This is a genomic window from Corynebacterium ulceribovis DSM 45146 (genome assembly GCF_000372445.1).
Classification (GTDB): domain Bacteria; phylum Actinomycetota; class Actinomycetes; order Mycobacteriales; family Mycobacteriaceae; genus Corynebacterium; species Corynebacterium ulceribovis.
The window spans coordinates 656,833-680,662 of sequence record NZ_AQUY01000001.1; the positions used below are offsets into that span (position 1 = coordinate 656,833).

General features: G+C 59.6%; 19 protein-coding genes. 14 read left to right on the forward strand and 5 right to left on the reverse strand.

Features of this window, described 5'->3' with window-relative positions; genetic code table 11:
* The first annotated feature begins 53 nt into the window (after positions 1-53).
* On the forward strand, positions 54-1,085 hold the full coding sequence (locus A3EC_RS0103060; RefSeq protein ID WP_018023698.1) for a 6-phosphofructokinase: 1,032 nt from the start codon (positions 54-56) through the stop codon (positions 1,083-1,085).
* Here A3EC_RS0103060 and A3EC_RS0103065 read toward each other — a convergent pair.
* Positions 1,082-1,876, reverse strand: coding sequence for a class I SAM-dependent methyltransferase (locus A3EC_RS0103065; protein ID WP_018023699.1), 795 nt, complete (start codon positions 1,874-1,876; stop codon positions 1,082-1,084). The genes A3EC_RS0103060 and A3EC_RS0103065 overlap by 4 nt on opposite strands.
* Positions 1,877-1,927: 51 nt before the next feature.
* Here A3EC_RS0103065 and gatB point away from each other — a divergent pair, with 51 nt between their 5' ends.
* From gatB to A3EC_RS0103080, 3 genes are read left to right on the forward strand one after another with little or no spacing between them, the layout of a single operon-like run.
* On the forward strand, positions 1,928-3,433 hold the full coding sequence (gatB, locus tag A3EC_RS0103070; RefSeq protein WP_018023700.1) for an Asp-tRNA(Asn)/Glu-tRNA(Gln) amidotransferase subunit GatB: 1,506 nt from the start codon (positions 1,928-1,930) through the stop codon (positions 3,431-3,433).
* 4 nt (positions 3,434-3,437) lie between these two features.
* Positions 3,438-4,151, forward strand: a complete 714-nt coding sequence (locus A3EC_RS0103075; RefSeq protein ID WP_245532924.1) for a sortase family protein — start codon at positions 3,438-3,440, stop codon at positions 4,149-4,151.
* Positions 4,152-4,154: 3 nt separating this feature from the next.
* Positions 4,155-4,850: a class F sortase gene (locus tag A3EC_RS0103080; protein WP_018023702.1), complete on the forward strand. Its 696-nt coding sequence runs from the start codon at positions 4,155-4,157 to the stop codon at positions 4,848-4,850.
* 6 nt (positions 4,851-4,856) lie between these two features.
* Here the strand turns inward: A3EC_RS0103080 and A3EC_RS0103085 are convergent, their stop codons facing one another.
* Positions 4,857-5,861: a hypothetical protein gene (locus A3EC_RS0103085; RefSeq protein ID WP_040427894.1), complete on the reverse strand. Its 1,005-nt coding sequence runs from the start codon at positions 5,859-5,861 to the stop codon at positions 4,857-4,859.
* A 96-nt stretch (positions 5,862-5,957) separates the two neighbouring features.
* On the opposite strand from A3EC_RS0103085, the gene A3EC_RS12355 reads away from it, so the two are divergent.
* A complete protein-coding gene (locus A3EC_RS12355) occupies positions 5,958-7,025 on the forward strand; it encodes a DoxX family protein (RefSeq protein ID WP_018023704.1) in 1,068 nt (355 codons plus the stop codon).
* Between the two features lie 67 nt (positions 7,026-7,092).
* Here A3EC_RS12355 and ilvD read toward each other — a convergent pair whose 3' ends face one another.
* The 3 genes from ilvD to A3EC_RS0103105 are packed head-to-tail and all read right to left on the reverse strand — an operon-like array spanning position 7,093 to position 11,291.
* On the reverse strand, positions 7,093-8,940 hold the full coding sequence (gene ilvD, locus A3EC_RS0103095) for a dihydroxy-acid dehydratase (RefSeq protein ID WP_018023705.1): 1,848 nt from the start codon (positions 8,938-8,940) through the stop codon (positions 7,093-7,095).
* A complete protein-coding gene (locus A3EC_RS0103100) occupies positions 8,940-9,461 on the reverse strand; it encodes a PH domain-containing protein (protein ID WP_026162138.1) in 522 nt (173 codons plus the stop codon). Before A3EC_RS0103100 ends, ilvD begins: the two co-directional genes overlap by 1 nt.
* 39 nt (positions 9,462-9,500) lie before the next feature.
* Entirely contained in the window at positions 9,501-11,291 is a 1,791-nt protein-coding gene (locus A3EC_RS0103105; protein WP_018023707.1) for a mechanosensitive ion channel family protein, read from the reverse strand.
* 297 nt (positions 11,292-11,588) lie between these two features.
* Between A3EC_RS0103105 and A3EC_RS0103110 the strand changes: the two genes are divergently transcribed.
* From A3EC_RS0103110 to A3EC_RS0103150, 9 genes are all read left to right on the forward strand, one after another.
* Positions 11,589-13,448, forward strand: a complete 1,860-nt coding sequence (locus tag A3EC_RS0103110) for an acetolactate synthase large subunit (RefSeq protein WP_026162139.1) — start codon at positions 11,589-11,591, stop codon at positions 13,446-13,448.
* A 4-nt stretch (positions 13,449-13,452) separates the two neighbouring features.
* Entirely contained in the window at positions 13,453-13,962 is a 510-nt protein-coding gene (gene ilvN / locus A3EC_RS0103115) for an acetolactate synthase small subunit (protein WP_018023709.1), read from the forward strand.
* A 53-nt stretch (positions 13,963-14,015) separates the two neighbouring features.
* Positions 14,016-15,029, forward strand: coding sequence for a ketol-acid reductoisomerase (gene ilvC / locus A3EC_RS0103120; RefSeq protein WP_018023710.1), 1,014 nt, complete (start codon positions 14,016-14,018; stop codon positions 15,027-15,029).
* Between the two features lie 113 nt (positions 15,030-15,142).
* Positions 15,143-16,873: a DUF262 domain-containing protein gene (locus A3EC_RS0103125; RefSeq protein ID WP_018023711.1), complete on the forward strand. Its 1,731-nt coding sequence runs from the start codon at positions 15,143-15,145 to the stop codon at positions 16,871-16,873.
* Between the two features lie 43 nt (positions 16,874-16,916).
* Entirely contained in the window at positions 16,917-18,371 is a 1,455-nt protein-coding gene (locus A3EC_RS0103130; protein ID WP_018023712.1) for a hypothetical protein, read from the forward strand.
* A gap of 105 nt (positions 18,372-18,476) precedes the next feature.
* Positions 18,477-20,072 (forward strand): phosphoglycerate dehydrogenase, encoded by a 1,596-nt coding sequence (serA, locus tag A3EC_RS0103135; protein ID WP_026162141.1) that lies wholly within the window; start codon positions 18,477-18,479, stop codon positions 20,070-20,072.
* A gap of 216 nt (positions 20,073-20,288) precedes the next feature.
* Positions 20,289-21,800, forward strand: a complete 1,512-nt coding sequence (scpC, locus tag A3EC_RS0103140) for a succinyl-CoA:acetate CoA-transferase ScpC (RefSeq protein WP_018023714.1) — start codon at positions 20,289-20,291, stop codon at positions 21,798-21,800.
* Positions 21,801-21,954: 154 nt separating this feature from the next.
* Positions 21,955-23,007 carry a 3-isopropylmalate dehydrogenase gene (locus tag A3EC_RS0103145; RefSeq protein WP_026162142.1) on the forward strand — a complete coding sequence of 351 codons (1,053 nt, stop codon included), beginning with the start codon at positions 21,955-21,957 and terminating at the stop codon, positions 23,005-23,007.
* Positions 23,008-23,017: 10 nt separating this feature from the next.
* Complete coding sequence (locus tag A3EC_RS0103150; RefSeq protein ID WP_018023716.1) at positions 23,018-23,824, forward strand: fumarylacetoacetate hydrolase family protein; 807 nt, start codon at positions 23,018-23,020, stop codon at positions 23,822-23,824.
* The last annotated feature ends 6 nt before the right edge of the window (positions 23,825-23,830 follow it).

The following is a 23,830-nucleotide window of genomic DNA, read 5'->3' on the forward strand; positions in this document are numbered from 1 at the left end:
GACGGGGCAATCCCGTCCGGACAGCTGCACGGAATGCAACTACACTGGGAGTCATGCGTATTGCGACCCTGACTTCCGGTGGTGACTGCCCCGGCCTGAACGCCGTTATCCGTGCTATTGTCCGAACCTCGAGCTCTGAGTTTGGATCCAATGTCGTCGGTTTTGAAGACGGTTGGATCGGCCTGATGGAAGACCGCCGGGTCCAGCTCTATGACGATGAACGAATCGACCGGGTGCTGCGTCTTGGCGGCACCATGCTCGGCACCGGCCGCGTGCACCCCGACATTCTGATGTCCAGCCTGGACCGCATCAAAGAAAACCTGGATGACGCTGGCATTGACGCCCTGATTCCTATCGGCGGCGAAGGCACCCTGAAGGCCGGTAAATGGCTTGCGGACAATGGTGTGCCAGTGGTCGGCGTGCCAAAAACCATTGACAATGACGTCAACGCCACCGACTACACCTTCGGTTTCGACACCGCAGTGGCTGTGGCCACCGATGCAGTGGACCGCCTGCACACCACCGCAGAATCTCACCAGCGTGTGATGATCGTCGAAGTGATGGGTCGCCATGTCGGTTGGATTGCGCTGCACTCCGGTATGGCCGGCGGCGCACACCACATTGTTATTCCGGAAGTACCATTCGACATCGAAGAAATCTGTAAGCAGATGGAACGTCGCTTCCAGATGGGTGAAAAGTACGGCATTATCGTCGTCGCCGAAGGCGCCACCCCGAAGGAAGGCACCATGACTTACGACGAAGGCGGTGTGGACCAGTTCGGTCACCAGACCTTCACCGGCATCGGTCAGGTCATCGGCGATGAAATTAAGCGCCGCATTGGTCGCGATGTTCGTACCACCGTTCTTGGCCACATTCAGCGTGGTGGTACCCCAACTGCCTACGACCGTGTGTTGGCTACCCGCTACGGTGTGCAGGCAGCTCGCGCAGCACACCGCGGTGAATTCGGCAAGATTGTGGCACTCAAGGGCGAGAACATCGAGCTGGTGGACATTGATGACGCAGTGTCCGTGCTCAAGACCGTGCCAATTGAGCGTTACCGCACCGCACAGGCACTATTCGGCTAGGCCCTGTAGCTGAACGCGTCGCAGCGGTAGGGCAGCGGCACCACGTCGCCGGGAGCAAAGCCCAAATGCTCAAAGAGATACCACCGTAGATTCGCCGCCACTTTCTCCCGAGTGGCGGCTTTTGCATTGAGCCAGTACGACCGAGTCCGCGCCAGCATCAGCACTTCCTCCGTCGTCAGCTCCGCCACCCAATCCAGCCGCAGCTCCTGCTCCAGCGCCAGCGGCGGGGCAGTGGCCGGCACAAAACCAGGCCTCAGCACATCACCCGAATGCATAATCCGGGTCAGTCGATGCACCCACGGCACCTGCACATCCAGCGTGTTCCACACCAGCACCGCCCGACCACCCGGCGCCATAATCCGTGCTAGCTCCCGAGAAGCCCGCGGCACATCCACCCAGTGCCAGGTTTGCGCGCACACCACCGCGTCGACACTGGCGTCAGCCAGCCCAGTGGCTTCCGCCGTCGCCTGTACCCGAGCTGCCGTCGGGCAGGTCCGGCCCAGCACATCGAGCATCGCCCCACTGGGTTCTACCGCTATGACATCAAAACCAACGTCAATAAGCTGTTCGGTGAGCTTTCCGGTGCCGGCCCCAATATCGGCAACGGTGCGCGCCGCGGCGGGAATTAACTCCAACACTTCGGGCGGATAGCCGGGGCGAACCGCGTGGTAGGCGTCGGCGCCGGTGCGAAATGCGCTGGCCGCGGTGGCACGGTGTCGGCCGTCGCGGAAGAGGGGGACATCGCGGGTGGATGTCGGTGGAATCGGCGGGTGTTCGCGGGGGCCTGGCATGCGGCTAGCTTAATGGTTGGTTGTCGGCGGCTAATAGTAAGATGGGGCACCATGACCGATGACTTGATGGACTTTGACGACGTCCTTGACCGCTTCGACCCTGTGATGGGTATGGAAGTTCACGTGGAGCTGAGCACGGAAACTAAGATGTTCTCCGCTTCTTCCGCGGACTTCGGTGCCGCCCCGAACTCCAATGTGGACCCAACGTGCCTGGGCCTGCCGGGCGCATTGCCGGTGGTCAATGCTAAGGGTGTCGAATGGGCCATCAAGATTGGCCTCGCCTTGAACTGCGAGATTGCCGAGTCTTCCCGCTTTGCTCGGAAGAATTACTTCTACCCAGACCAGCCGAAGAACTACCAGATTTCCCAGTACGACGAGCCAATCGCGTACAACGGCTACCTGGACATTCAGCTGGAGGACGGCACTGACTGGCGCATCGAAATTGAGCGCGCCCACATGGAGGAAGACACCGCGAAGCTGACTCACGTCGGTGGTACTTCCGGCCGTATCCACGGTGCGACCCGTTCGCTTGTTGACGCTAACCGTGCCGGTATTCCATTGATTGAAATCGTCACTAAGCCAATCGAAGGCGCTGGTGCCCGCGCGCCGGAAGTCGCACGTGCGTACGTCTCTGCGCTGCGTGATCTGGTCAAGTCGCTGGGTGTGTCCGATGCTCGCATGGACCAGGGATCGATGCGTGTGGACTCCAACCTGTCGCTGCGTCCAGTCGGCACTGAAGAGTTCGGTACCCGTACCGAAACCAAGAACATTAACTCTCTGAAGTCGGTGGAGCAGGCGGTGCGCTACGAAATGATGCGCCAAGCAGCTGTGCTCACCGCTGGCGGCAGCATTGACCAGGAAACCCGCCACTTCCAGGAAACTGACGGTTCGACCTCCAAGGGCCGCCCGAAGGAAACCGCGGATGACTACCGCTACTTCAACGACCCAGACCTGCCGCCAGTGTTTGCACCGCGCGAATGGGTTGAAGAAATCCGCGCGACCTTGCCGGAACTGCCATGGGTGCGCCGCGCCCGCATCCAGCAGGAATGGGGTCTGAAGGATGAGGAAATGCGCGACCTGGTTAACGCCGGTGCACTGGACCTGATTGTCGATACCGTTGAGGCTGGTGCCAAGCCTGCCGATGCCCGCTCATGGTGGGTGGCGTACTTGGCGCAGAAGGCGAACGAAGCTGGCGTGGAACTGGCAGAGCTTGCCATTACTCCAGCTCAGGTTGCCCGCACTATTGCGCTTATTGACGAAGGCAAGCTGACCAACAAGCTGGCCCGTAAGGCTGTCGATGGTGTGCTCGCCGGCGAAGGCGATGTGGATGAGGTCGTTAAGGCCCGCGGTCTGGAAGTTGTTCGCGATGATGGGGCAGTGACCGCTGCGGTGCAGGATGCACTAAACGCGAACCCAGACATTGTGGCGAAGCTGAAGGAAGACCCGAAGTCGAAGGCCGCTGGTGCCATTGTTGGCCAGGTGATGAAGGCTACGCGTGGTAAGGCTGACCCAGCGCAGGTCAACAAGCTGATCGCGGAACTCGCCGCTAAGATGTAGGCCGATGGCGCATCGGATCGACAATAAGAGGACAAAATCACGCGCCCGCCGCGGACTTGTGGACTGGGTGCTGATTGTCCTGATCGTGTCCGCCATGGTCGCGATGGTCGTGTACGGCTACTTCAACTACTACAAGAAGTGGTACGACGTCCCAGCGGTCGATGCGCCGCAAGCCCAGCTGCTGGAAAAACCAGCAGCCAAACCCGCTCAGCCCATTGGCGAATCCCAACCAATGGCAATGCACATTCCGAAACTAGGCATTACCGCCGGTTTCGATGATGCGGTATGCCCGCTCACTGATGGCGCGCTGAATCCACCGACACTGAAAACGGTGTGCTACTTCACCGCGCCGGACCGGCCATATACGCTGCCGTCCACGGATTCGAAGGACGTTACGGTGGTGGCAGGCCATGCTGGCGCCGGTATCCCATCGGTGCTCGATGGTCTCTACGACAATGGCTACACGATGGATCTGGGCGATGAACTGCTCATTCGCACCGCTGATTCGGGTGATTCGTGGTTGGTATACAAGGTCACCGACCGGCATAGCCCCGACAAACCTGAGCTTGGCGATGACAAAGAAATCTGGGGCGAGGACGCAACCCCCGGCCGCCTGCTGCTGATTTCCTGCATCATGCCCGGCAACCCGTTTGCTCAATCCACCCAAAACGTGGTGCTTGGTTTTGAATTCTCCGGCGTCAAACAACAGGCGGCTTAACCCATGGTCACCACGTCACGCGTAAAAATTGGGGCAGCGGTGCTTGCCGTGTTGGCCGTGCTCGGGCTCATCGCGCTGCTGGTGTGGCCGCGGGGCAACTCTGATTCCGACAATCTTGCTACCGCACCTGCTTCCAGCACCCCGAGTAGTGCGCCAGCGGAATCCACGGAAACCACAACGTCAACAAGCTCAATGAAGGTGAAACCTTCTGCCGGCCGGGAAATTGTCATTGACAAGGTGAACCTGCGGGCAACTGTCGACGACGGGGCGTGCGCCATGGTCGATGGGGCGCTGAACCCGCCGCTGATGGACACCGCTTGTTTCTACACCGCGCCGGATAAGCCATACTCGTTGCCGTCGTCGGAGCAGCCTGATTTGGCGGTGCTCGCTGGTCACGCCGGGGCGTTGGTGCCCGCGGTGTTTGACCCGCTCTACGACATGACCACCTTTGAGCAGTATCTCCAAGTAGGCGATGAGCTGAAGGTACGCACGGAAGAAAGCGGCGACAAGTGGCTGGTATACCGGGCGACCGATTTTCACACGCCGATGAAAGATGAGCTGCCGTATATGGATGAGGTGTGGGGCGCGGATGCGACACCTGGGCGGCTGGTGCTGGTGACCTGCCTGCAACCGGAGGACCGGAATCAGGCGTCGGTGCGCAATGTGGTCATCGGGTTCCAATTCGACCGCGTGGAGTAGGTGACGCTAGTCGGGGGAGGCACCGGAGGCAGACCCGCCCGGCACGATAATTACGCGGTCATCGCTTGGTGACGGTTCGGCAGTGGCATTGAGTGACTTATTGGACGTGGAAATCCAAAACAGTTCCTCGTCACCCATCATGGACACCGCAGCTGCTTGGATCCGGCCGAACTCGCCACTGACAGCTGTAGTTGGCGCGCCAATGAGCTCAAAGGTGCCCTGCGGATTCTGCGCAATCTTTTGGTGCATCACCTTACCCGCCGCCGGGCCTGCAACCAGCAGATTTTCGCCATTGACGAAGCAGCTTCCCAGCTCTTCACCCGCATCCACCGTGCCGATGGGCTGAATGAAACGGTTGCCCCACGCTGCCACCACTGGGATGCCATGCTCATAGCCGGTGAGAATCGGCAAACCGGTCATCGGGTCCTGGCACGCGGATACCAGCTGGAAGTAGTTATCGGAGACGTTGCGGAGGGTGACAATCTCACCGTTGGCATCAAGCAAAATCACCTCGACACCATAGGCCTCGGGATAATCCCGCACATCAAACCGGTCCTGGCCAAAAATAGTGACCCGTTTGACCGAGCCGTCATGTAGCAGCACCCACAGCTGGCCATCGGCGGCAACGGTGGGGGATGGCAAAATCTGCCGGACCGTGGAGTCGAATGCTGCCATCGGTTTCGGCTCGGCGCCGCGGGCGACCATAATGAGCTCTTTCCCGGCACCGACGACTGCGCGTTCATCACCGAGGGGAGTCAGCGCAGTGGTTTCTTCCAGGCAGGCCGCCACGACCATGTCATTAGTGGCACATGGGTCTTCCGACACATCCGGGGCGGTCTTTTCCGGAGTGCGGTCACCTTCCACAGTGGCCTTCGGCATCGGTAGCGCGCTTTGTTCCGTCGACTCTTCGAACTCAGCCTGCAAAGCTGGATCCTGAATACCGCAGGCGGCCGTCAGTATGGCGACGGACACCACAGCTGTCAGGCGCAATGCGGGACGACGAAAGTGCATGGCCCCAGGATACGAGAAGATAAAGATTTACGTACAAAAAGCATCTTCGGGCGCGTCAAAACACAAGGATGCGGCAGCTCACTTAGTGTGGTGAGTGTGAGCGACAAAAAATTAAACCAAGACGACTTTGACGACCTCAACGACATTGACGTGCCAACCTACGATTCTGCTTCCGGCACCAGCCAGGAAGTGCATAAGACCGAGCAGTTGGACCGTCGCGATATCTACAGCGCAGCGGGCCGCACCGCACCGCAAACCATTGAGCCGAGCAAGCAGGAATCGAGCCGCCTTGGCGGTTTCGGCCGGAAGAAGGCGGCGCCCGCTGGAGCCGCGGGAGCTGCTGGAACTGGCGCGGCCACGGGGTCTGCCGCCACGGGCCCTGCTGCGACTGAGGCAATGGACCGGCCAAAGGAATTCCAGACGCAGAATCTGCGCGCACTGGACGAGGATGACACCCCACGGGGCAAGTACGACGAGTTGCAAGACTTTGCCACCCGCCCAGCAGCAACTGGGACAGGTGCAGAACCAGCCGGTTCGGTTGATTCCACTGCCATGGGGGCCGGGGCGTTCGGCCCTGACTACACCAGCAACGGTGAATTCCGCGATGCGGACGCTGACGCCGACGCCAAGGCTGTGAAGGTCAAAGACCACCGCCGCGGCACCATCGACTTCGGTTTGCTGATTGCCCGCTTGGTCGTGGGTGTGTTGCTGATTGTGGATGCCGTTGCTGTGCTGTTTAAGCTCGGCGGCAATGCGGGAGTGACTGGCCTGGAAGGTGAGTTCGGTTCCTACTTCTACGCCAACATCTTGGCGTGGGGCGTCCCAAGCGTCGAATTGGTGGTCGGTGTGCTGCTGATCTTCGGGCTCGCAACCCCAATCGCTGCTTGCTTGGGCATGATTGTGGCCATGTTTATGGCACTGCACTCCTTCAACCAGCAGGGCAGCCTGAATGTCTTCAACTTGAGCGCTGATGTGCAGTATTGGCTGGCCATGTCCGGTTTCTTGGTGGCACTGCAGTTCACCGGACCGGGCTACTACGGCTTGGACTTTGGTCGCGGTTGGGCACGCCGCCCATTGGCTTCCAGCTGGATTCTGGCGGTTGTCGGTTTCGCCGCTGCAGCTGTGCTGTGGTACTTCGCCGCCCGCACCAACCCATTCAACTAATCACACAAAAAAGAACGCCCCGGAAGTCGTCGCTCACGACCCCGGGGCGTTTTTCTATCGTCAGGTACTAGTCCACGATTCGGACGGCGCCCTTATCAGCAGACGAAGCCATCTTCGCGTAGGCCTTCAGAGCCTTCGTCACTTCGCGCTTGCGTTCAGCTGGCTGCCAAGGCTTGGCAGATGCCTCCATCTTCGCGCGGCGCTCCGCCAATTCTTCATCGGTCAGCAGCACAGACAGTTCCCGCTTGTGCACGTCAATGGTGATGATGTCGCCATCTTCAATCAGACCAATGACACCGCCGTGCGCAGCTTCCGGCGAAATGTGGCCAACAGACAACCCGGAGGAGCCACCAGAGAACCGACCGTCGGTAATCAGTGCGCACTTCTGGCCAAGGCCAGCGCCCTTCAGGAAGGCAGTTGGGTGCAGCATTTCCTGCATACCTGGGCCACCGGATGGGCCTTCGTAGCGCACCACCAGCACATCGCCTGGTTGCACTTCGCGCTTCAAAATCACCGACACCGCTTCTTCCTGGCTTTCGCACACGCGAGCTGGGCCCTGGAAGTGCCATAGCGACTCGTCAATACCGGCGGCCTTAATCACAGCGCCATCTTCGGACAGGTTGCCGCGCAGCACCGCTAGGCCACCGTCCTTGGTGTAGGCATGGGCGACGTCACGGATGCAACCGCCTGAGGCGTCACGGTCCAGGTCATCCCAGCGGTTGTTGGTGCTGAATGGTTCGGTGGTGCGGACGCCACCTGGCGCTGCGTAGAACAGTTCCACAGCTTCGTCCGTTGGGCTGTCGGCGCGGATATCCCAGTCGCCGAGCCACGCATCCAGGCTGTCGGAGTGCACTGACTTCACGTCGTCATGCAGCAGTCCGGCGCGGTGCAGCTCACCGAGCAGGGCAGGGATGCCACCGGCACGGTGCACGTCTTCCATGTGGTAGTCGGAGTTCGGGGAGACCTTCGACAGGCATGGCACGCGTCGGGACAGTGCATCAATGTCAGCTAGGTCGAAGTCGATGCCGCCTTCCTGTGCAGCGGCCAGAATGTGCAGCACCGTGTTGGTGGAGCCGCCCATGGCCATATCCAGTGCCATGGCGTTGTCGAAGGCGTGCTTGTTGGCAATGTTGCGTGGCAGCACTGACTCGTCACCTTCGCCGTAGTAGCGACGGCACAGGTCAACGACGGTTTGGCCGGCCTTTTCAAACAGGGCGCGGCGAGCCTGGTGGGTGGCTAGCACCGAGCCGTTGCCGGGCAGGGACAGACCCAAAGCTTCGGTCAGGCAGTTCATGGAGTTTGCGGTGAACATGCCGGAGCAAGAACCACAGGTCGGGCAGGCAGCAGCTTCCACTGCAGCCAGTCCGGATTCGTCCACGTTTTCCGACGCAGATGCGGAAATTGCAGTAATCAGGTCAGTTGGTGCGTGTGCGACACCGTCAACGACTACGGCTTTACCGGCTTCCATTGGGCCACCGGATACGAACACCACTGGGATGTTCAGTCGCAGCGCCGCATTGAGCATGCCTGGGGTGATTTTGTCGCAGTTGGAGATACAGACCAGCGCGTCAGCGGTGTGCGCGTTGACCATGTACTCCACGGAGTCGGAGATGATTTCACGGCTCGGCAGGGAGTACAGCATGCCGGAGTGACCCATGGCGATACCGTCATCCACCGCGATGGTGTTGAATTCCTTGGCCACACCACCGGCAGCTTCAATTGCCTCGGCAACAATTTGGCCGACGTTGCGCAGGTGCACGTGGCCGGGCACGAACTGGGTGAAGGAGTTCGCGATGGCAACAATTGGTTTGCCAAAGTCGCCGTCTTTCATGCCGGTGGCGCGCCACAGGGAGCGGGCGCCTGCGGCGTTACGACCGGCGGTGGTGGTTCGGGAACGAAGTGGGATTGCGTTCATCAGCGTTCTTCCTTCTCAGACTGTTTCTTTGCGTAGGACTCCAGGTCGGTGTCGCGTTCGACCAAAATGGTGCGACCTTCCTTGTCGAATACAGTCACTGATTCGTCTGCTGCTTTTCGGCCTGCGGTGACCGGATCGGGGATGCGGCCGCCGGAAGCGTCGGAGACTTTTGGCATGTCATTAAATGTGATGCCTGGGAGTGAGAACTTGGTGTCGTCTTTGCGCACGGCGTAGGCGGTGCCGCCTTTAGGAAAGAGCACGCCGGCGAAGTCGTCCCAGGATACGGTTTGGTTGCTGCGGAACAGGTAGACCGCGGCGATGCCACGTTCGGAAATGGTGGTCCGAACTCGCAATACCCACACTACGAATAGCAGGGGCACAACTGGAACCCAGAAGAACCAACTGAACTTCCAACCTGCGAAAATGACGGCCAGCAGCAGGGCCGCCGCAATGAACATGAAGTGCCCACGGGACGGCCGGAACTGCGTGGTTGAAAGTGGTTGGCTTTGCTCTGCGCTCATAACTGGTCATTGTAGGTGACCAGCCAGACAAGGTCGCAACTATGGGCTGGTCTGTGGGTTTGCCTGCCCATTGTCCGGGCTTTGCTGCAGTCCCTGCTGCTGGCTGGTGGTTGGCGCCGAAGGTTCCGAGCTTTGTGACGGACTGCTTTGGCTCTGGGACGGTGCCGGACGGTTCGGGCTGGACTGCTGCGGCGCACTAGAGCCCGGCGACTGTTGTGGCGCAGTGCCATTTTGCCCGGTTTGGTTGCCATCCGGCCCATATTGGTCCGTTGTCTCCGGCGTCGTTTCCTCAGTAGTCGTGAGCGTGTCTTCCGGCGTCGGCTCCGTCGTCGACGGCGCCGGTGAAGATGGCTCTGGCGCAGGCGTAGACGACTCGGTGGTTGGTCGTGGCGGTGCCAGCCAACCCTTATTCTCGATTTCCGGGCCTGGATCAATAGTCAGGATGGACAGGACACCAAGCAGGAACAAGCTGAGGAAGAGCAGGGCAGTGGAGGTCCGCATGCGGCCACCGAGGGTGATCCACCGGCGCCAGCTGGTCGCACCCTTTTTGCGCTTAGTTTCTTCCTCAATCAGCTTGTTTGCTTGCTTCTCGTTTTCCTCGCGCAGCGTCCTATTTGCAGCAGCGCGCGGCATGTCACTGCGGGCGTTCTCGTTGCCGAGGAAAATCTCTTCCGTCGGGTTGTCCTGCTCGCGGCGCTCACGGGCACGCTGGCGGGCTAGCTCCTGCTGCTCTTCGCGTTGGCGTGATTCCTTCGCCATCTGCGGAATGGTTGGCAGCAGATGTGGGGCATAGGCCAGTTGCTGAGTTGCGAACTTTGCCGGGTCAGTGTCGTCGGCGATGAGTTTAGGGGTGTTGCCGGCGGAATGAGCGTCCTTCTTGTTTCCGTCAATAAGCCCGGCGCTGCTGACTTTCCCGGGAATCGGGTCGGGGAGGTTATCGTCGCGGTCGGTGAGTAACCCGGACTCGCGGATGGCCACGGCAATATCGTCGGTGGCCACGGCCGTGAGTTCATGCCACCACTCGCGGGCGATTTCTTTGCGGATTTCACGCTCGACATGCCACTGTTCACCTGGCTGCACGTCAATAATCATGCGGATGACGGCCTGCCAAGGTACACCCGCTACTTCCGGCACCACGACCTTGGAAAACGGCTGGACCTTCAGCTCAGAAATGACAGACGGTTTCACATCGTCGCGTTCAAGTGCGCGATGGGCAGCGGCAGAGGTGCGGTCAATGAGCTCATCTATATTCTCAGCGGCCGACAGCGGCAGGGTAGTGAGCACCACCGCGCGGGACCACGCATTGGAATAGTTGACGTTATAAGACGTCTCACCATTCGGGATGATGATCTCTTCACCGCTTAAGGTGCGGATGGTGGTGGCGCGCATGGTGACTTTAATGACGTCACCTTCCACCGGTCCGGCGCTGGTGTTGAACTGCACCCAGTCGCCGATGCCGTACTGCTGCTCGGTGATGATGAAGAAGCCGCCGAGGAAGTCACCAATGAATTTCTGGGCACCAAAACCAATGGCTGCAGAAATGACGGTGGCGGGGATAGCTGCACCCGCGAGGGTGAAGCCAAAGTGTTTCATCACATTAACAATCAGGATGAAATAAGCCACCGCCTCGATGACGTACACCAAGGCGCCAAGGATGGCCCGCTGACCCTTCGAGTCCTGGGTATCGGCGGGCATCCGGTAGGTCATTTTTCGGATGACCCAGCGCGCGATACGTGGGATGAGCACGCCAATTACCACGAGGATGGCGATCGGGATGCCATGATCGACCAGCCACGTCCACAGTTGATTCAACAAAAAGCTATAAGGCATGATGCCACCTACTGTAGGCAGGAATCGGGGGCAGTGGGAGAGTGTCGAATCGGACAATTAGCAAGTCACATTTGCTTGAATCTTGTGACGTGGATTATTCTTACGGCCATGATGATTATTCGACTTCAGGTAATTCTCGGCCTCGTAGGCCAGGGCGCTGAGCGTAGCGCAGGGTAACCCCGGATTACTCGTCGTCTCACAGTTCAGCGCCCTCGTGCAACACCACGTTGCTCGGGGGTTTTGCTATATGTCAGTCGTCATTTGTCCCAGTAAACATCCTGATAGGAGTCATGAGTCGTGAACGCGGCATCTCGACAATCCCCTACTCCCGCAACCCTCGCCGCCCAGTCGCGAGTCGGTAAGCCCGACCGTATGACCGGTGCGCAGGCGATTGTCCGAACCCTCGAAGAACTCGGAACCGATATTGTATTCGGCATTCCGGGCGGTGCCGTCCTCCCACTCTATGACCCGCTCTACGACTCCCAGCGTCTGCGCCACGTCCTGGTCCGTCACGAACAGGGCGCCGGCCACGCAGCCACCGGCTACGCACAGGTCTCCGGCAAAGTCGGCGTGTGTATCGCCACCTCCGGCCCAGGTGCAACCAACCTGGTCACCCCAATCGCAGACGCAGCCATGGACTCGGTCCCACTGGTGGCCATCACCGGTCAGGTTGGCCAGTCCCTGCTGGGCACCGACGCATTCCAGGAAGCGGATATCCGCGGTGTGACCATGCCAGTGACCAAGCACAACTTCATGGTCATGGACCCGAATGACATTCCACGCATCATCGCTGAGGCCTTCCACCTGGCATCGACCGGTCGCCCAGGCGCCATCTTGGTCGACATTCCGAAGGACGTGCAGAACGCGGAAATGGACTTCGTCTGGCCACCAGAGCTGGACTTGCCAGGCTACCGCCCAGTGACCTCGCCACACATCCGCCAGATTGAAGAAGCGCTGCGCCTGATTGAAAAGTCCGAGCGCCCAGTGCTGTACGTCGGCGGCGGTGTCATTAAGGCCGACGCACACGCAGAGCTGCTTGCTTTTGCTGAGGCCCTGGAAATCCCAGTGGTGACCACGTTGATGGCGCGCGGTGCGTTCCCAGACAGCCACGACCTGCACTACGGCATGCCAGGTATGCACGGCACCGTGTCGGCAGTGGCGGCGCTGCAGCGCAGCGACCTCATTATTGCGATGGGTGCGCGTTTTGACGACCGCGTCACCGGTCAGGTCGATACGTTCGCACCACTGGCGAAAGTTATTCACGCGGACATTGACCCAGCCGAAATTGGCAAGATTCGCGAAGCACACGTCCCAATCGTCGGCGATGCCCGCGAAGTGCTGCAGGCCCTGCTGGACTCCTTCAAGCAGATGAAGCTATCCAAGCCGAATACTGCGGAGTGGCGCGAGCAGCTCACCGACCTGCGTGACTGCTTCCCGCTGGGCTGGGAACCACAGTCCGACGGCAAGCTCAGCCCACAGTTTGTTATTAAGACGCTTTCTGACGAAGTGGGGCCGGACGCCGTGTACGTGGCCGGTGTGGGTCAGCACCAGATGTGGGCAGCTCAGTTCGTGGAGTACGAAAAGCCACGCACCTGGCTGAACTCGGGTGGTCTGGGCACCATGGGCTACGCCGTTCCCGCAGCCATGGGCGCTAAGGCTGCAGCTCCGGGAACGGAAGTGTGGGCCATTGACGGGGATGGTTGCTTCCAGATGACCAACCAGGAACTGACTACCTGTGCCATTGAAGGGTTCCCAATTAAGGTCGCGCTGATCAATAACGGTAACCTTGGCATGGTTCGTCAGTGGCAAACCCTGTTCTACGACGAGCGTTACTCCAACACGAAGCTGTCCAACAAGGACGGCGTGTACATCCCAGACTTCCTGAAGTTGTCTGAGGGCCTTGGCTGCCACGCTATCCGTGTCACCAAGGAAGAAGAAGTGCTGCCTGCTATCCAGGAAGCGCGAAGCATCAACGACCGACCAGTAGTTGTTGAGTTCATCGTCGGTGAAGACGCACAGGTGTGGCCAATGGTCGCAGCTGGTTGCTCCAACGACGAGATTCAGGTGGCAATGGACATTCGCCCACTGTTCGACGAAGAAGACTCCGCCGCCGAATCCCCAGCAGATATCCACGACACTGTGGCAGAAAAGGCGTAACACCATGGCTGAAAAGCACACTCTCTCCGTTCTGACCCTGGACGAGCCGGGCATGCTGATGCGTATCTCGGGCATGTTCACCCGCCGTGGCTTCAACATCATTTCGATGAATACCGGCACCACGGAAAACGAGAACGTCAAGCGCATCACCATCGTGGTGGAAACCGAAGAAACCCCAATCGAGCAGATCACCAAACAGCTCAACAAGCTGGTGCCGGTGCTCAAGGTTGTTCGCGTACCCGAAGACCAATTGGTTGCGCGTGGCCTGATGCTGGTGAAGGTGTCGGCAGACTCCACGACCCGTAACCAAGTGGTCGACGCTGCCAAACTCTTCCGTGCCCGTGTCGTGGACGTGGCGCAGGATTCCGTGGTTATTGAAGCAACCGGTATGCCTTCGAAGCTCGAAGCGCTGCTGGACGTTCTGGAACCATTCGGTATCCGCGAACTGTTCAAGTCCGGTGTGGTTGCGCTGTCGCGCGGTCCAAAACCAATGCTGTCTAATCGCAGCTTCTAAACTTATTACTCATCACTCTTTCTCTCCCTCTTTTCTGAAAAGGAAGCACTCACATGGCTATTGAACTGCTGTACGACAACGACGCTGATATGTCCCTGATCCAGGACCGTAAGGTTGCCATCATTGGCTACGGCTCCCAGGGCCACGCACACGCAATGAACCTGCGTGACTCCGGCATCCAGGTCGTTATCGGTCTGCGCGACGGCTCCAAGTCCGCAGACAAGGCACGCGAAGCAGGCTTCGAAGTGAAGTCGAACGCTGACGCTGCTGCTTGGGCAGACATCATCATGCTGCTGGCTCCGGACACCTCTCAGGCATCCATCTACGAAAACGACATCAAGCCAAACCTGAAGGACGGCGACGCACTGTTCTTCGGCCACGGCCTGAACATCCACTACGGCCTGATTGAGCCAGAAGACAACATCGTCATCGGCATGGTTGCGCCAAAGGGCCCAGGCCACCTGGTGCGCCGCCAGTTCGTGGACGGCAAGGGTGTGCCTTGCCTGATCGCCATCGACCAGGACCCAACCGGTAAGGGTAAGGAACTGGCTCTGGCTTACGCTTCCGCAATCGGCGGTGGCCGCGCAGGTGTCATCCCAACCACCTTCAAGGAAGAGACCGAAACCGACCTGTTCGGTGAGCAGGCTGTGCTGTGCGGCGGTACCGAAGAGCTGGTCAAGACCGGCTTCGAGGTGCTGGTTGAAGCTGGCTACGCACCAGAGATGGCATACTTCGAGTGCCTACACGAGCTGAAGCTGATTGTGGACCTGATGTTCGAAGGCGGCATCGCCAACATGAACTACTCCGTGTCCGACACCGCTGAGTTCGGTGGCTACCTGTCCGGCCCACGCGTCATCGACGCTGGCACCAAGGAACGCATGAAGGACATCCTGAAGGACATCCAGGACGGCACCTTCACTAAGCGTCTGGTTGCCAACGTTGAAGGTGGCAACAAGGAGCTGGAAGGCCTGCGCGCTGAGTACGCTGAGCACCCAATCGAAAAGACCGGTGCTAAGCTGCGCGACCTGATGTCGTGGGTGAAGACCCCACTGACCGAAACCGCGTAGTAAAAACCGCAGTAAAACACCGTGTGAATTCCCGAGTTTGACTCGGGCAGCAATCCCACGGCCGCGATAGTCTTGAGACAGGTTCACATTATTACCTGTCGAAAGGTTTGGCCGTGGGATTTACTCGTCCGCTGTACTCACTGACGGATGTGCTGCGCAGCATCGAATCCGGAGCAATCCAGCTCCCTGACTACCAGCGCGAATTCGCTTGGAACGACGCCCAAATCCGTTCCCTGCTCGTGGCAGTCCTACGCGGTTACCCAATCGGCAACTTCCTCGCACTGGACTACAAGCACTCCGACATCACGCTGGCCACCCGCACCGTTACCGGCCAACCAACGGACGTGAAACCGCACACGCTGCTGCTTAACGGCCAAGCCCGTCTCATGACCCTCTACAGCTGCCTGTGGGGCGATGGGCTGGTCCGCACCCGCGATACCCGCGGCAAGAAAATCACCCGCCGCTTCGTCGTCAACCTGCATGAAGCCATCAAAGGCGATGAAATGCCCGACGGCGCCGTCATGGCCCTAGGCGCCGACGAAGCCATCCCAGCCGGCTGCCTGCCCCTAGCTGTCCTGCTCACCGACGATGTCACCCGAGAATTATTCGCCCAGGATGACCGCGAACTGTCCTCGAAGTTCTTCCGCCGCGTTGTCCTCGCGGTGCAAATGTTCCAGCTGCGCGTGGTCACCTTGGATGAACAAGTCCCACTTGGCGCCGTCGGCACTATTTTCGAAAAGCACACCGGCCGCAGCGTTTTCGAACTGCTCACCGCCCGCTACGCCGCCGATACAGAATTCCAAAGCCGGGAAGGTCATGCCTTCCGCCTTGATGACGATTACGCCGCGACGCAGGCCGTTGTTAACGAGTTCCCAGTGCTGCAGTCGGTGACCCAGAATGACTTCCTGCAGGCCGTTAGCCTGCTGCATTCGTCTGAACATGATCAACAGACCTCAGCCTTGCGCGCCGATGTGCTGTCGATGTCCCTGGATTCTTACCTCGGCAGCGCCGACCGGATTCGCGCCGCGCTGCGCTGGGTCCCAGAGTTCCTCGCGGGCCTCTGCATTTTCGAAGCCAACGATGTGCCATACCCAGCGCAGCTGATTGCACTGGCGGTGTTGCGCGCGAAGCTCGGCCCGCGGGCGGAAGAGCCGATGGTGTTGGAGCGGCTGCAGCAGTGGTTCTGGGCAGGCGCACTCGGCGAGCTATATGCCGCGGAAACTAAGGCCCGGTTTGCTAATGATGTTGACACCGTTCCAGCGTGGGCAACTGGCACCGCCGCCACGCTGCCGATCACGATTACTGATTCGATGCTGTACACCTCTCGGTTGCTGTCGTTGCACCGCGATGAGCCAGGCATTCGGGCGTTGGTCGCATTGCTGCTGGCCAATGGGGCAGTGGATTGGCGCAGCGGCGAGCAGGTCGACCAGAATAACTTCGCTCGTTTGGATATCCGCTTGGCACAAATTTTCACGGACCGGGTCGCCGCCGAGCAGGGCATTGACCCAGCGGTGGTGCATGGCATTTTGAATAAGACTCCGGTCAGTGCCCGCACCGCGGAGCTGATGGATGGCATCACGCCAGGCCGCTGGATTGGCCGTGTGGAGGCGAAAGCCCATGCCCCAGGCGAGGAGCTCAATGCGATGCTGGCTAGCCACTGCCTCGACGTCACGGCATTGCGCGAGTCCAATATGGCAGCTTTTGCCCAGCACCGGATTGAGTGTTTGGCGGATCTGGTCGCCGACCGGACGATGGTGCGGGTGATTCGAGACGCTGATGCCGATTCGGTGTTCACTGCCTCGACGCGCACTGATTTGGTGGAAGGTCCGGCGGCATTTGCGTGAGCCGTCCCGAGGTGCGGGTTAATTCTGCGTTACGGTGGTGTCCATGACTGACCGACGCACCGTTTCCCGTCCCTTGCGCGCCCTCGCCGCCACCGGCTGCCTTCTTGCCGTCACCATGAGCGGCGCCGTCGCTTGCAGCAATGATGGTGCAGGGTCGGGCAGTGTCAGCCAAGGCGACACCATTGAACTGTCGACCCAGACGGTAGCCAACGACCCAACCGGCCGCACCACCGCAGACGTCTTCTTTCCTGACGCGAAATCCGCAATCGTGGTTGCCAAAGGCGCCGACCTAGACCTGGCCAAGCGCGCCGCTGACAAGTTGCGCGTGCCAGTGCTCATCAACCCGACGCCCGAGCAGCTCGGCGAATTCGAGGAGGTCTACCCAGTCGGGGAGGTCACCGCCCCAGAGGGCAGCAGCGTCACCGTTAAAGAACCGCTCACTTCTGAGCGTATTGACGAATTGACCGCCGGAGACGCACCAAAGTTTGATTCCAGCACAGTAGTTTTCCTGCCGAAGAACGCCAGTGCTGCGAATAAGATTAATGCGGCGACCTCGGGAATTGAGGTTCTGGACCTTCCGGGCGACGATGCTTTGGTTTCGTCACCAAGCATTAAGGCGCTGAAGGAGGACCGCACTATCATTGCCATCGGTGATGGGTTCGGCGATGTGGAAGCAGCGCGGGAGACGGCGAAGAATCTGACGGCGGAACTGCCGGGCGGTGGGGCAACGCTGCTGCCGGGGCGTCGGATTGTGGCGCTCTATGGGCATCCGTCGGGCCCTGATTTGGGCGTGCTGGGGGAGCAGGACCCGAAAGCGGCAGTGAAGCGGGCGCAGCAAGATGTGGATGCGTACCAACCGTTTTCGCCGGAACCAGTGATTCCGGGGTTTGAGATTATTGCGACGGTTGCCAGTGAATTCGCAGGTGACGATGGGGACTTCTCGAATGAAGCGCAACCCGAAGAGTTGGTGCCGTACCTGGATGCGGTGACCGAAGCTGGGGGATACGCCATTATTGACCTGCAGCCGGGAACCGCGCGGTTTATTGACCAAGCCAAGCGCTATGAAGAACTGTTGAAGCGACCAAATGTGGGGCTCGCGCTGGACCCAGAGTGGAAGCTGACGCCGGGCAAGAAGCCGGCTTCTGAAGTTGGGCACACCGATGCCGCAGAGATTAATGAAGTGGTGACGTGGCTGGCGGATCTGACTGCGGAGAACAATCTGCCGCAAAAGGCGCTGGTGTTGCACCAATTCCAAACGCAGATGATTCGCGACCGGGCGAAGGTTGACACCAGCCGGAAAGAAATTCAGATTGTGCTGCACGCTGATGGGCATGGCAGCGCCGGGGAAAAGATGGCGACCTGGGATGCGCTGCTGAAGGACCTGCCGGAAGGGTTCGCGATGGCGTGGAAGAACTTCCTCGATGAAGACTCCCCGCTGTTCACTCCGGAGCAGACAATGGGGGTAAACCCCCGGCCGTGGTTCGTAAGTTTTCAGTAAGGAGTAAGCTGAAATGGCCTTGTGCCAGAGTGCCGGTGCAAGGCCCGGTCACTGGCGCGGTCGTGTGAGTGATTCGGAACATCCCACTCTTCAGGAGAAATGCGCGTGACTCAGAACGCTCTTCCGGTTGTACTTATTGCCGACAAGCTGTCCCAATCCACCGTCGATGCACTCGGAGACTCAGTGGAGGTGCGTTGGGTCGATGGCCCGAACCGCGCTGAACTGCTAGCCGCCGTCCCAGAAGCTGACGCACTGCTGGTGCGCTCGGCAACCACCGTGGACAAGGAAGTTATCGACGCTGCGTCGAATCTGAAGATCATTGGCCGCGCAGGTGTCGGCCTGGACAATGTCGACATTGATGCCGCAACCGCTAAGGGCGTCATGGTCGTCAACGCACCAACCTCCAACATCCACTCCGCATGTGAGCAGGCCATTGCACTGCTGATGGCAACCGCACGCCAGGTGCCAGCCGCAGACGCATCCCTGCGCGACGGCGAATGGAAGCGTTCTTCCTTCAAGGGTGTCGAAATCTTCGGCAAGACCATCGGTATCGTCGGCTTCGGCCACATCGGTCAGCTGTTTGCGCAGCGCCTGCACGCTTTCGAAACCACCATCATTGCGTACGACCCATACGCCAACCCAGCTCGCGCAGCGCAGCTCGGTGTGGAACTGGTCGACCTGGATGAGCTGGTCAGCCGCGCTGACTTCGTGACCATCCACCTGCCAAAGACCAAGGAAACCGCGGGCATGTTCAACGCGGAACTGCTGGCTAAGTCCAAGAAGGGCCAGATCATCATCAACGCTGCCCGTGGTGGCCTCGTTGACGAGCAGGCACTGGCAGATGCCATTAAGTCCGGCCACATCCGTGGTGCCGGCTTTGACGTCTTCGCTTCTGAGCCATGCACCGACTCGCCACTGTTCGGCCTGCCAGAGACCGTTGTGTCCCCACACTTGGGCGCATCGACCGCTGAAGCACAGGACCGCGCTGGCACCGACGTGGCCCGCTCTGTGCTGCTGGCACTGGCTGGCGACTTCGTCCCAGACGCAGTGAACGTGTCCGGTGGCCGCGTGGGCGAAGAAGTTGCCCTGTGGCTGGAACTGGCCCGCGAACTGGGCATGGTTGCTGGTGGCCTTGCAACCGGCGCCCCAGTGGCAGTGGAAGTAACCGCACGCGGCGAACTGTCCTCCGAAGATGTCTCCGTGCTGGGTCTGGCTGCAGCTCGTGGCCTGTTCTCCGCCATCATCGAAGAGCCAGTGACCTTCGTGAACGCACCACGTATCGCTGAAGAGCGCGGCGTATCCATCAACGTGCAGTCCGAAGCTGAGTCGGTGTCTCACCGCTCCACTCTGGAAGTCAAGGTCATCGACAACGATGGCAAGACCTCCGTGGTTGTTGGTGCCCTGACCGGTCTGCAGCGCATTGAGAAGATTGTTCGCATCAACGGCCGCGGCGTCGACATGCGTTCCGAAGGCCGCAACGTCTTCTTCTTCTACAAGGACCAGCCAGGTGCACTGGGTAAGGTCGGCGGCACCCTGGGTGACGCTGGCATCAACATTGAGGCTGCTGCACTGTCCCAGAAGGGTGACGGTGAAACCGCAATGCTGATTATCCGCGTGGACAAGGAACTGTCTGAAGAGCTGCTGGCAGATATCTCCGGCAAGATTGAAGCGTCCCGCGTTCTGCAGCTGCAGCTGAACTAAGCCGACAGGCCGCCCGAAGAAGTTTGCCACGAGAAACTAACCCCGATCGGGGATAGCTCGTGTTGGGCCCTTGCGTCGTCAAGCGTTTTTACCTGCTTGACGGCGCTTTTTTGGGTTTTTATCAGTTAGAGTAGATCTTGGTCACCACCCGATAGGGATGGTGATTTAATTCATGATGTAACTTAACTAAAGATCGTTAAACAACAGGAGGACTACATGTCGGAACGTATTTCCCACGCCGGTCTGCGCGGCAAAGTGATGTCTGCTGACGAAGCAGCAACCTTCATCCAGCCAGGCGACCAGATTGGTTTCTCGGGCTTCACCGGTGCGGGCTACCCAAAGGCAGTGCCAGGCGCACTGGCTAAGCGCATCACCGAAGCAACTGAGCGTGGCGAAGACTTCCGCGTCAGCGTGTTCACCGGTGCCTCCACCGCACCAGAACTCGACGGCGTGCTGGCAGAAACCAACGGCGTTCTGTGGCGCATGCCTTACCAGTCCGACCCAGTCTTGCGTAAGAAGATTAACGACGGCACCACCCTGTACTCCGACATGCACCTGTCGCACTCGGGCCCACAGGCATCCCAGGGCTTCGTCGGCAAGGTCAACGTCGCTGTGGTTGAAGCAGTCCGCATCACTGAAGACGGCGGCATTGTGCCATCGTCCTCGGTCGGTAACTCCGTGAACTACCTGGACTCCGCCGAGCGCATCATCATCGAAATCAACAACTGGCAGTCGCTGGAACTGGAAGGCATGCACGACATTTTCCGTGTCGGCCTGCCACCAGCTCGCGAAATCATTCCAGTGACCGAATCCGGCCAGCGCATCGGTACCTCCGCGATTGACATTGACGTCAACAAGGTTGTCGCTATCGTCGAAACCGACGCGCCGGACCGTAACTCTCCATTCAAGCCACTGGATGATGACTCCCGCGCCATCGCCGGCCACCTGATTGAGTTCCTGGAGAACGAAGTCACCCAGGGCCGCCTGCCAGCTAACCTGCTGCCACTGCAGTCCGGTGTCGGCAACATTGCTAACGCTGTGCTGGAAGGCCTGTCGGAGTCCAACTTCGAGAACCTGACCTCCTACACCGAGGTTATTCAGGACGGCATGGTTTCCCTGCTGGATAACGGCACCATGTCTGTGGCATCGGCAACCTCATTCGCCCTGTCCCCAGAAGCTGCTGAGCGCATGAACCAGAACGCTTCGGACTACGCGAAGAAGATTGTGCTGCGCCCACAGGACGTGTCGAACTCCCCAGAGGTCATCCGCCGCCTCGGTGTGATTTCCTGCAACGGCCTCATCGAAGCTGACGTGTACGGCAACGTGAACTCCACTCACATCATGGGTACCCGCATGATGAACGGTATCGGTGGTTCCGGTGACTTCACCCGTAACGCCTACATCTCCACCTTCGTGTCGCCATCGCTGGCTAAGGGTGGCGCTATTTCCACCATCGTGCCAATGGTTTCCCACCACGACCACACCGAGCACGACACCATGGTCATCATCACCGAGCAGGGTCTGGCTGACCTGCGTGGTCTGGCACCGCGCAAGCGTGCCCGCGTTGTCATCGAGAACTGTGCACACCCTGACTTCCGTGCGGAACTGCTCGACTACGTGGAGCGTGCGGAAAAGGGCGGCGTCTCGGCGCTGCACACCCCACACAACCTGGATGAGTCCCTTTCCTGGCACCAGCGTTTCGTGGAGACCGGCTCCATGCGCAAGTAATGCGCTGGAGTGGAAATAATTCTTCCACCGCGTATTAAATGTAGGCGCTCGCTACTTCGGTAGTGGGCGCCTTCGGCATTAGTGGCCGGTGTCATAGTTCTAGGGCCGCTGTGGAATAATGAACAAACCTCTGATTTCAGATAAAGGTGGAAACATGAAGCTTGCTGTGATTCCGGGCGACGGAATTGGTACCGAAGTAACTGCCGAGGCCCTCAAGGTCCTCCGCGCGGCAGTAGGGGAGGTAGAGACCACTGAGTACGACCTCGGTGCCCGTCGCTACCTCGCCAAGGGCGAAACCCTCACTGATGCCGACCTGGAATCCCTCCGCGAGCACGACGCCATCCTCCTCGGCGCAATCGGCGACCCACGCACCGTCGCCCCAGGTGTGCTGGAGCGCGGCATGCTGCTGAAAATGCGCTTTGCCTTGGACCACCACATCAACTTGCGACCATCGAAGCTGTTCCCGGGTGTGCAGTCCCCACTGCGCGAGCCAGGTGACATTGATTTCGTGGTGGTCCGCGAAGGTACTGAAGGCGCATACACCGGCAACGGCGGCGCCATTCGCGTCGGAACCCCGCAGGAAGTGGCGAATGAAACTTCGGTGAACACCCGCTTCGGCGCTGAGCGCGTGGTGCGGTACGCCTTTGAACTGGCCACCACCCGACGCAATAAGGTCACCTTGGTGCATAAGACCAACGTGCTGGTCCACGGCGGTGGGCTGTGGCAGCGCACCGTTGACGAGGTGGCGAGCGAATACCCAGGCGTTGAAGTGGACTACTGCCACATTGATGCTGCGACCATCTACTTGGTCACCCAGCCTTCGCGTTTTGACGTTATCGTCACCGACAACCTCTTTGGTGACATTCTTACCGACGAAGCCGGCGCTGTCACTGGCGGTATTGGTCTGGCAGCATCCGGCAATATCGATGCCTCCCGTACCAACCCATCGATGTTCGAGCCGGTCCATGGCTCGGCACCTGACATTGCTGGCCAAGGTATTGCCGACCCAACTGCAGCGATTTTGTCGGTGGCAATGATGCTGCGTCACCTGGGCGAGGACGATGCGGCGCTGCTGCCAGCCGCCGAAGCGATTGAAGCTGCGGTGGCCAAGGACGTTGCCGCGCGCGAGCCAGGTTCGGTGCGTACCGTCGAGGTCGGCGACCGCATCGCCGAGGCTGTTTCTTCTCTACTGAATTCCGGAAAGTAAGGTAGTCCGCATGCGTATTGCTCGAATTGCACATCCAGAGGCGAATAATTTCCCATTCGTGGCCGTTGAAGGCGAAGGCGACGAAGCCATTGGTCGGGAAGTTCGCGAGTACTTCTTCGCTCAAATTGAGTACACCGGGCGGGAATTCGCGATGAAGGACGCGCGACTGCTCGCGCCGATTCTGCCGCCGAAGGTCGTTGCGATTGGCCGTAACTATGCCGACCACGTTGCTGAAGTGTTCAAGCAGTCGGCAGAATCGCTGCCACCAACCCTGTTCATCAAGCCATCGACTGCCGTGATTGGTCCGGAAGCACCAATCCGCATCCCAGAATTCGCCACCAAGGTGGAATTCGAAGGTGAGCTGGCCCTGGTGATTGGCAAGCCTGCAAAGAACGTGAAGAAGGAAGACGCCATGGATTACATCTTTGGCTACACCATCATCAACGATGTGTCTTCCCGTGACCTACAGTTCTCTGACGGCCAGTGGGCACGTGCGAAGGGCATTGACACCTTCGCCCCGATCGGCCCATGGATTGTCACTGATCTGGAAGACTCCCAGGACCTGAAGGACCTGCCAATTAAGGCGCACCTGACCCATGATGGTGTCACCGAGACTAAGCAGGACTCCAACTCGAACCAGATGATTTGGGACATCCCAACCATCATTGAGTTCATCACCGCTTCGATGACCCTGCTGCCAGGCGACGTCATCTGCACCGGTTCGCCAGCAGGCACCGCAGAGATGGTACCGGGCGACCGCATCACCATCGAAATCCCAGGTATCGGCGAACTGTCGAACCCAGTCGAGCGCGCTTAGCGCTCG

Excerpts from the sequence above, each read along its gene's own strand:
- A3EC_RS0103080 (WP_018023702.1), top strand. The coding sequence starts at position 4,155 with ATGGTCACCACGTCACGCGTAAAAATTGGGGCAGCGGTGCTTGCCGTG.
- A3EC_RS0103130 (WP_018023712.1), top strand. The coding sequence starts at position 16,917 with ATGACTGACCGACGCACCGTTTCCCGTCCCTTGCGCGCCCTCGCCGCC.
- scpC (WP_018023714.1), top strand. The coding sequence starts at position 20,289 with ATGTCGGAACGTATTTCCCACGCCGGTCTGCGCGGCAAAGTGATGTCT.
- gatB (WP_018023700.1), top strand. The coding sequence starts at position 1,928 with ATGACCGATGACTTGATGGACTTTGACGACGTCCTTGACCGCTTCGAC.
- A3EC_RS0103150 (WP_018023716.1), top strand. The coding sequence starts at position 23,018 with ATGCGTATTGCTCGAATTGCACATCCAGAGGCGAATAATTTCCCATTC.
- A3EC_RS0103075 (WP_245532924.1), top strand. The coding sequence starts at position 3,438 with ATGGCGCATCGGATCGACAATAAGAGGACAAAATCACGCGCCCGCCGC.
- ilvD (WP_018023705.1), bottom strand. The coding sequence starts at position 8,940 with ATGAACGCAATCCCACTTCGTTCCCGAACCACCACCGCCGGTCGTAAC.
- ilvC (WP_018023710.1), top strand. The coding sequence starts at position 14,016 with ATGGCTATTGAACTGCTGTACGACAACGACGCTGATATGTCCCTGATC.
- A3EC_RS0103085 (WP_040427894.1), bottom strand. The coding sequence starts at position 5,861 with ATGCACTTTCGTCGTCCCGCATTGCGCCTGACAGCTGTGGTGTCCGTC.
- A3EC_RS0103060 (WP_018023698.1), top strand. The coding sequence starts at position 54 with ATGCGTATTGCGACCCTGACTTCCGGTGGTGACTGCCCCGGCCTGAAC.
- A3EC_RS0103105 (WP_018023707.1), bottom strand. The coding sequence starts at position 11,291 with ATGCCTTATAGCTTTTTGTTGAATCAACTGTGGACGTGGCTGGTCGAT.
- A3EC_RS0103100 (WP_026162138.1), bottom strand. The coding sequence starts at position 9,461 with ATGAGCGCAGAGCAAAGCCAACCACTTTCAACCACGCAGTTCCGGCCG.
- A3EC_RS0103145 (WP_026162142.1), top strand. The coding sequence starts at position 21,955 with ATGAAGCTTGCTGTGATTCCGGGCGACGGAATTGGTACCGAAGTAACT.
- ilvN (WP_018023709.1), top strand. The coding sequence starts at position 13,453 with ATGGCTGAAAAGCACACTCTCTCCGTTCTGACCCTGGACGAGCCGGGC.
- A3EC_RS0103065 (WP_018023699.1), bottom strand. The coding sequence starts at position 1,876 with ATGCCAGGCCCCCGCGAACACCCGCCGATTCCACCGACATCCACCCGC.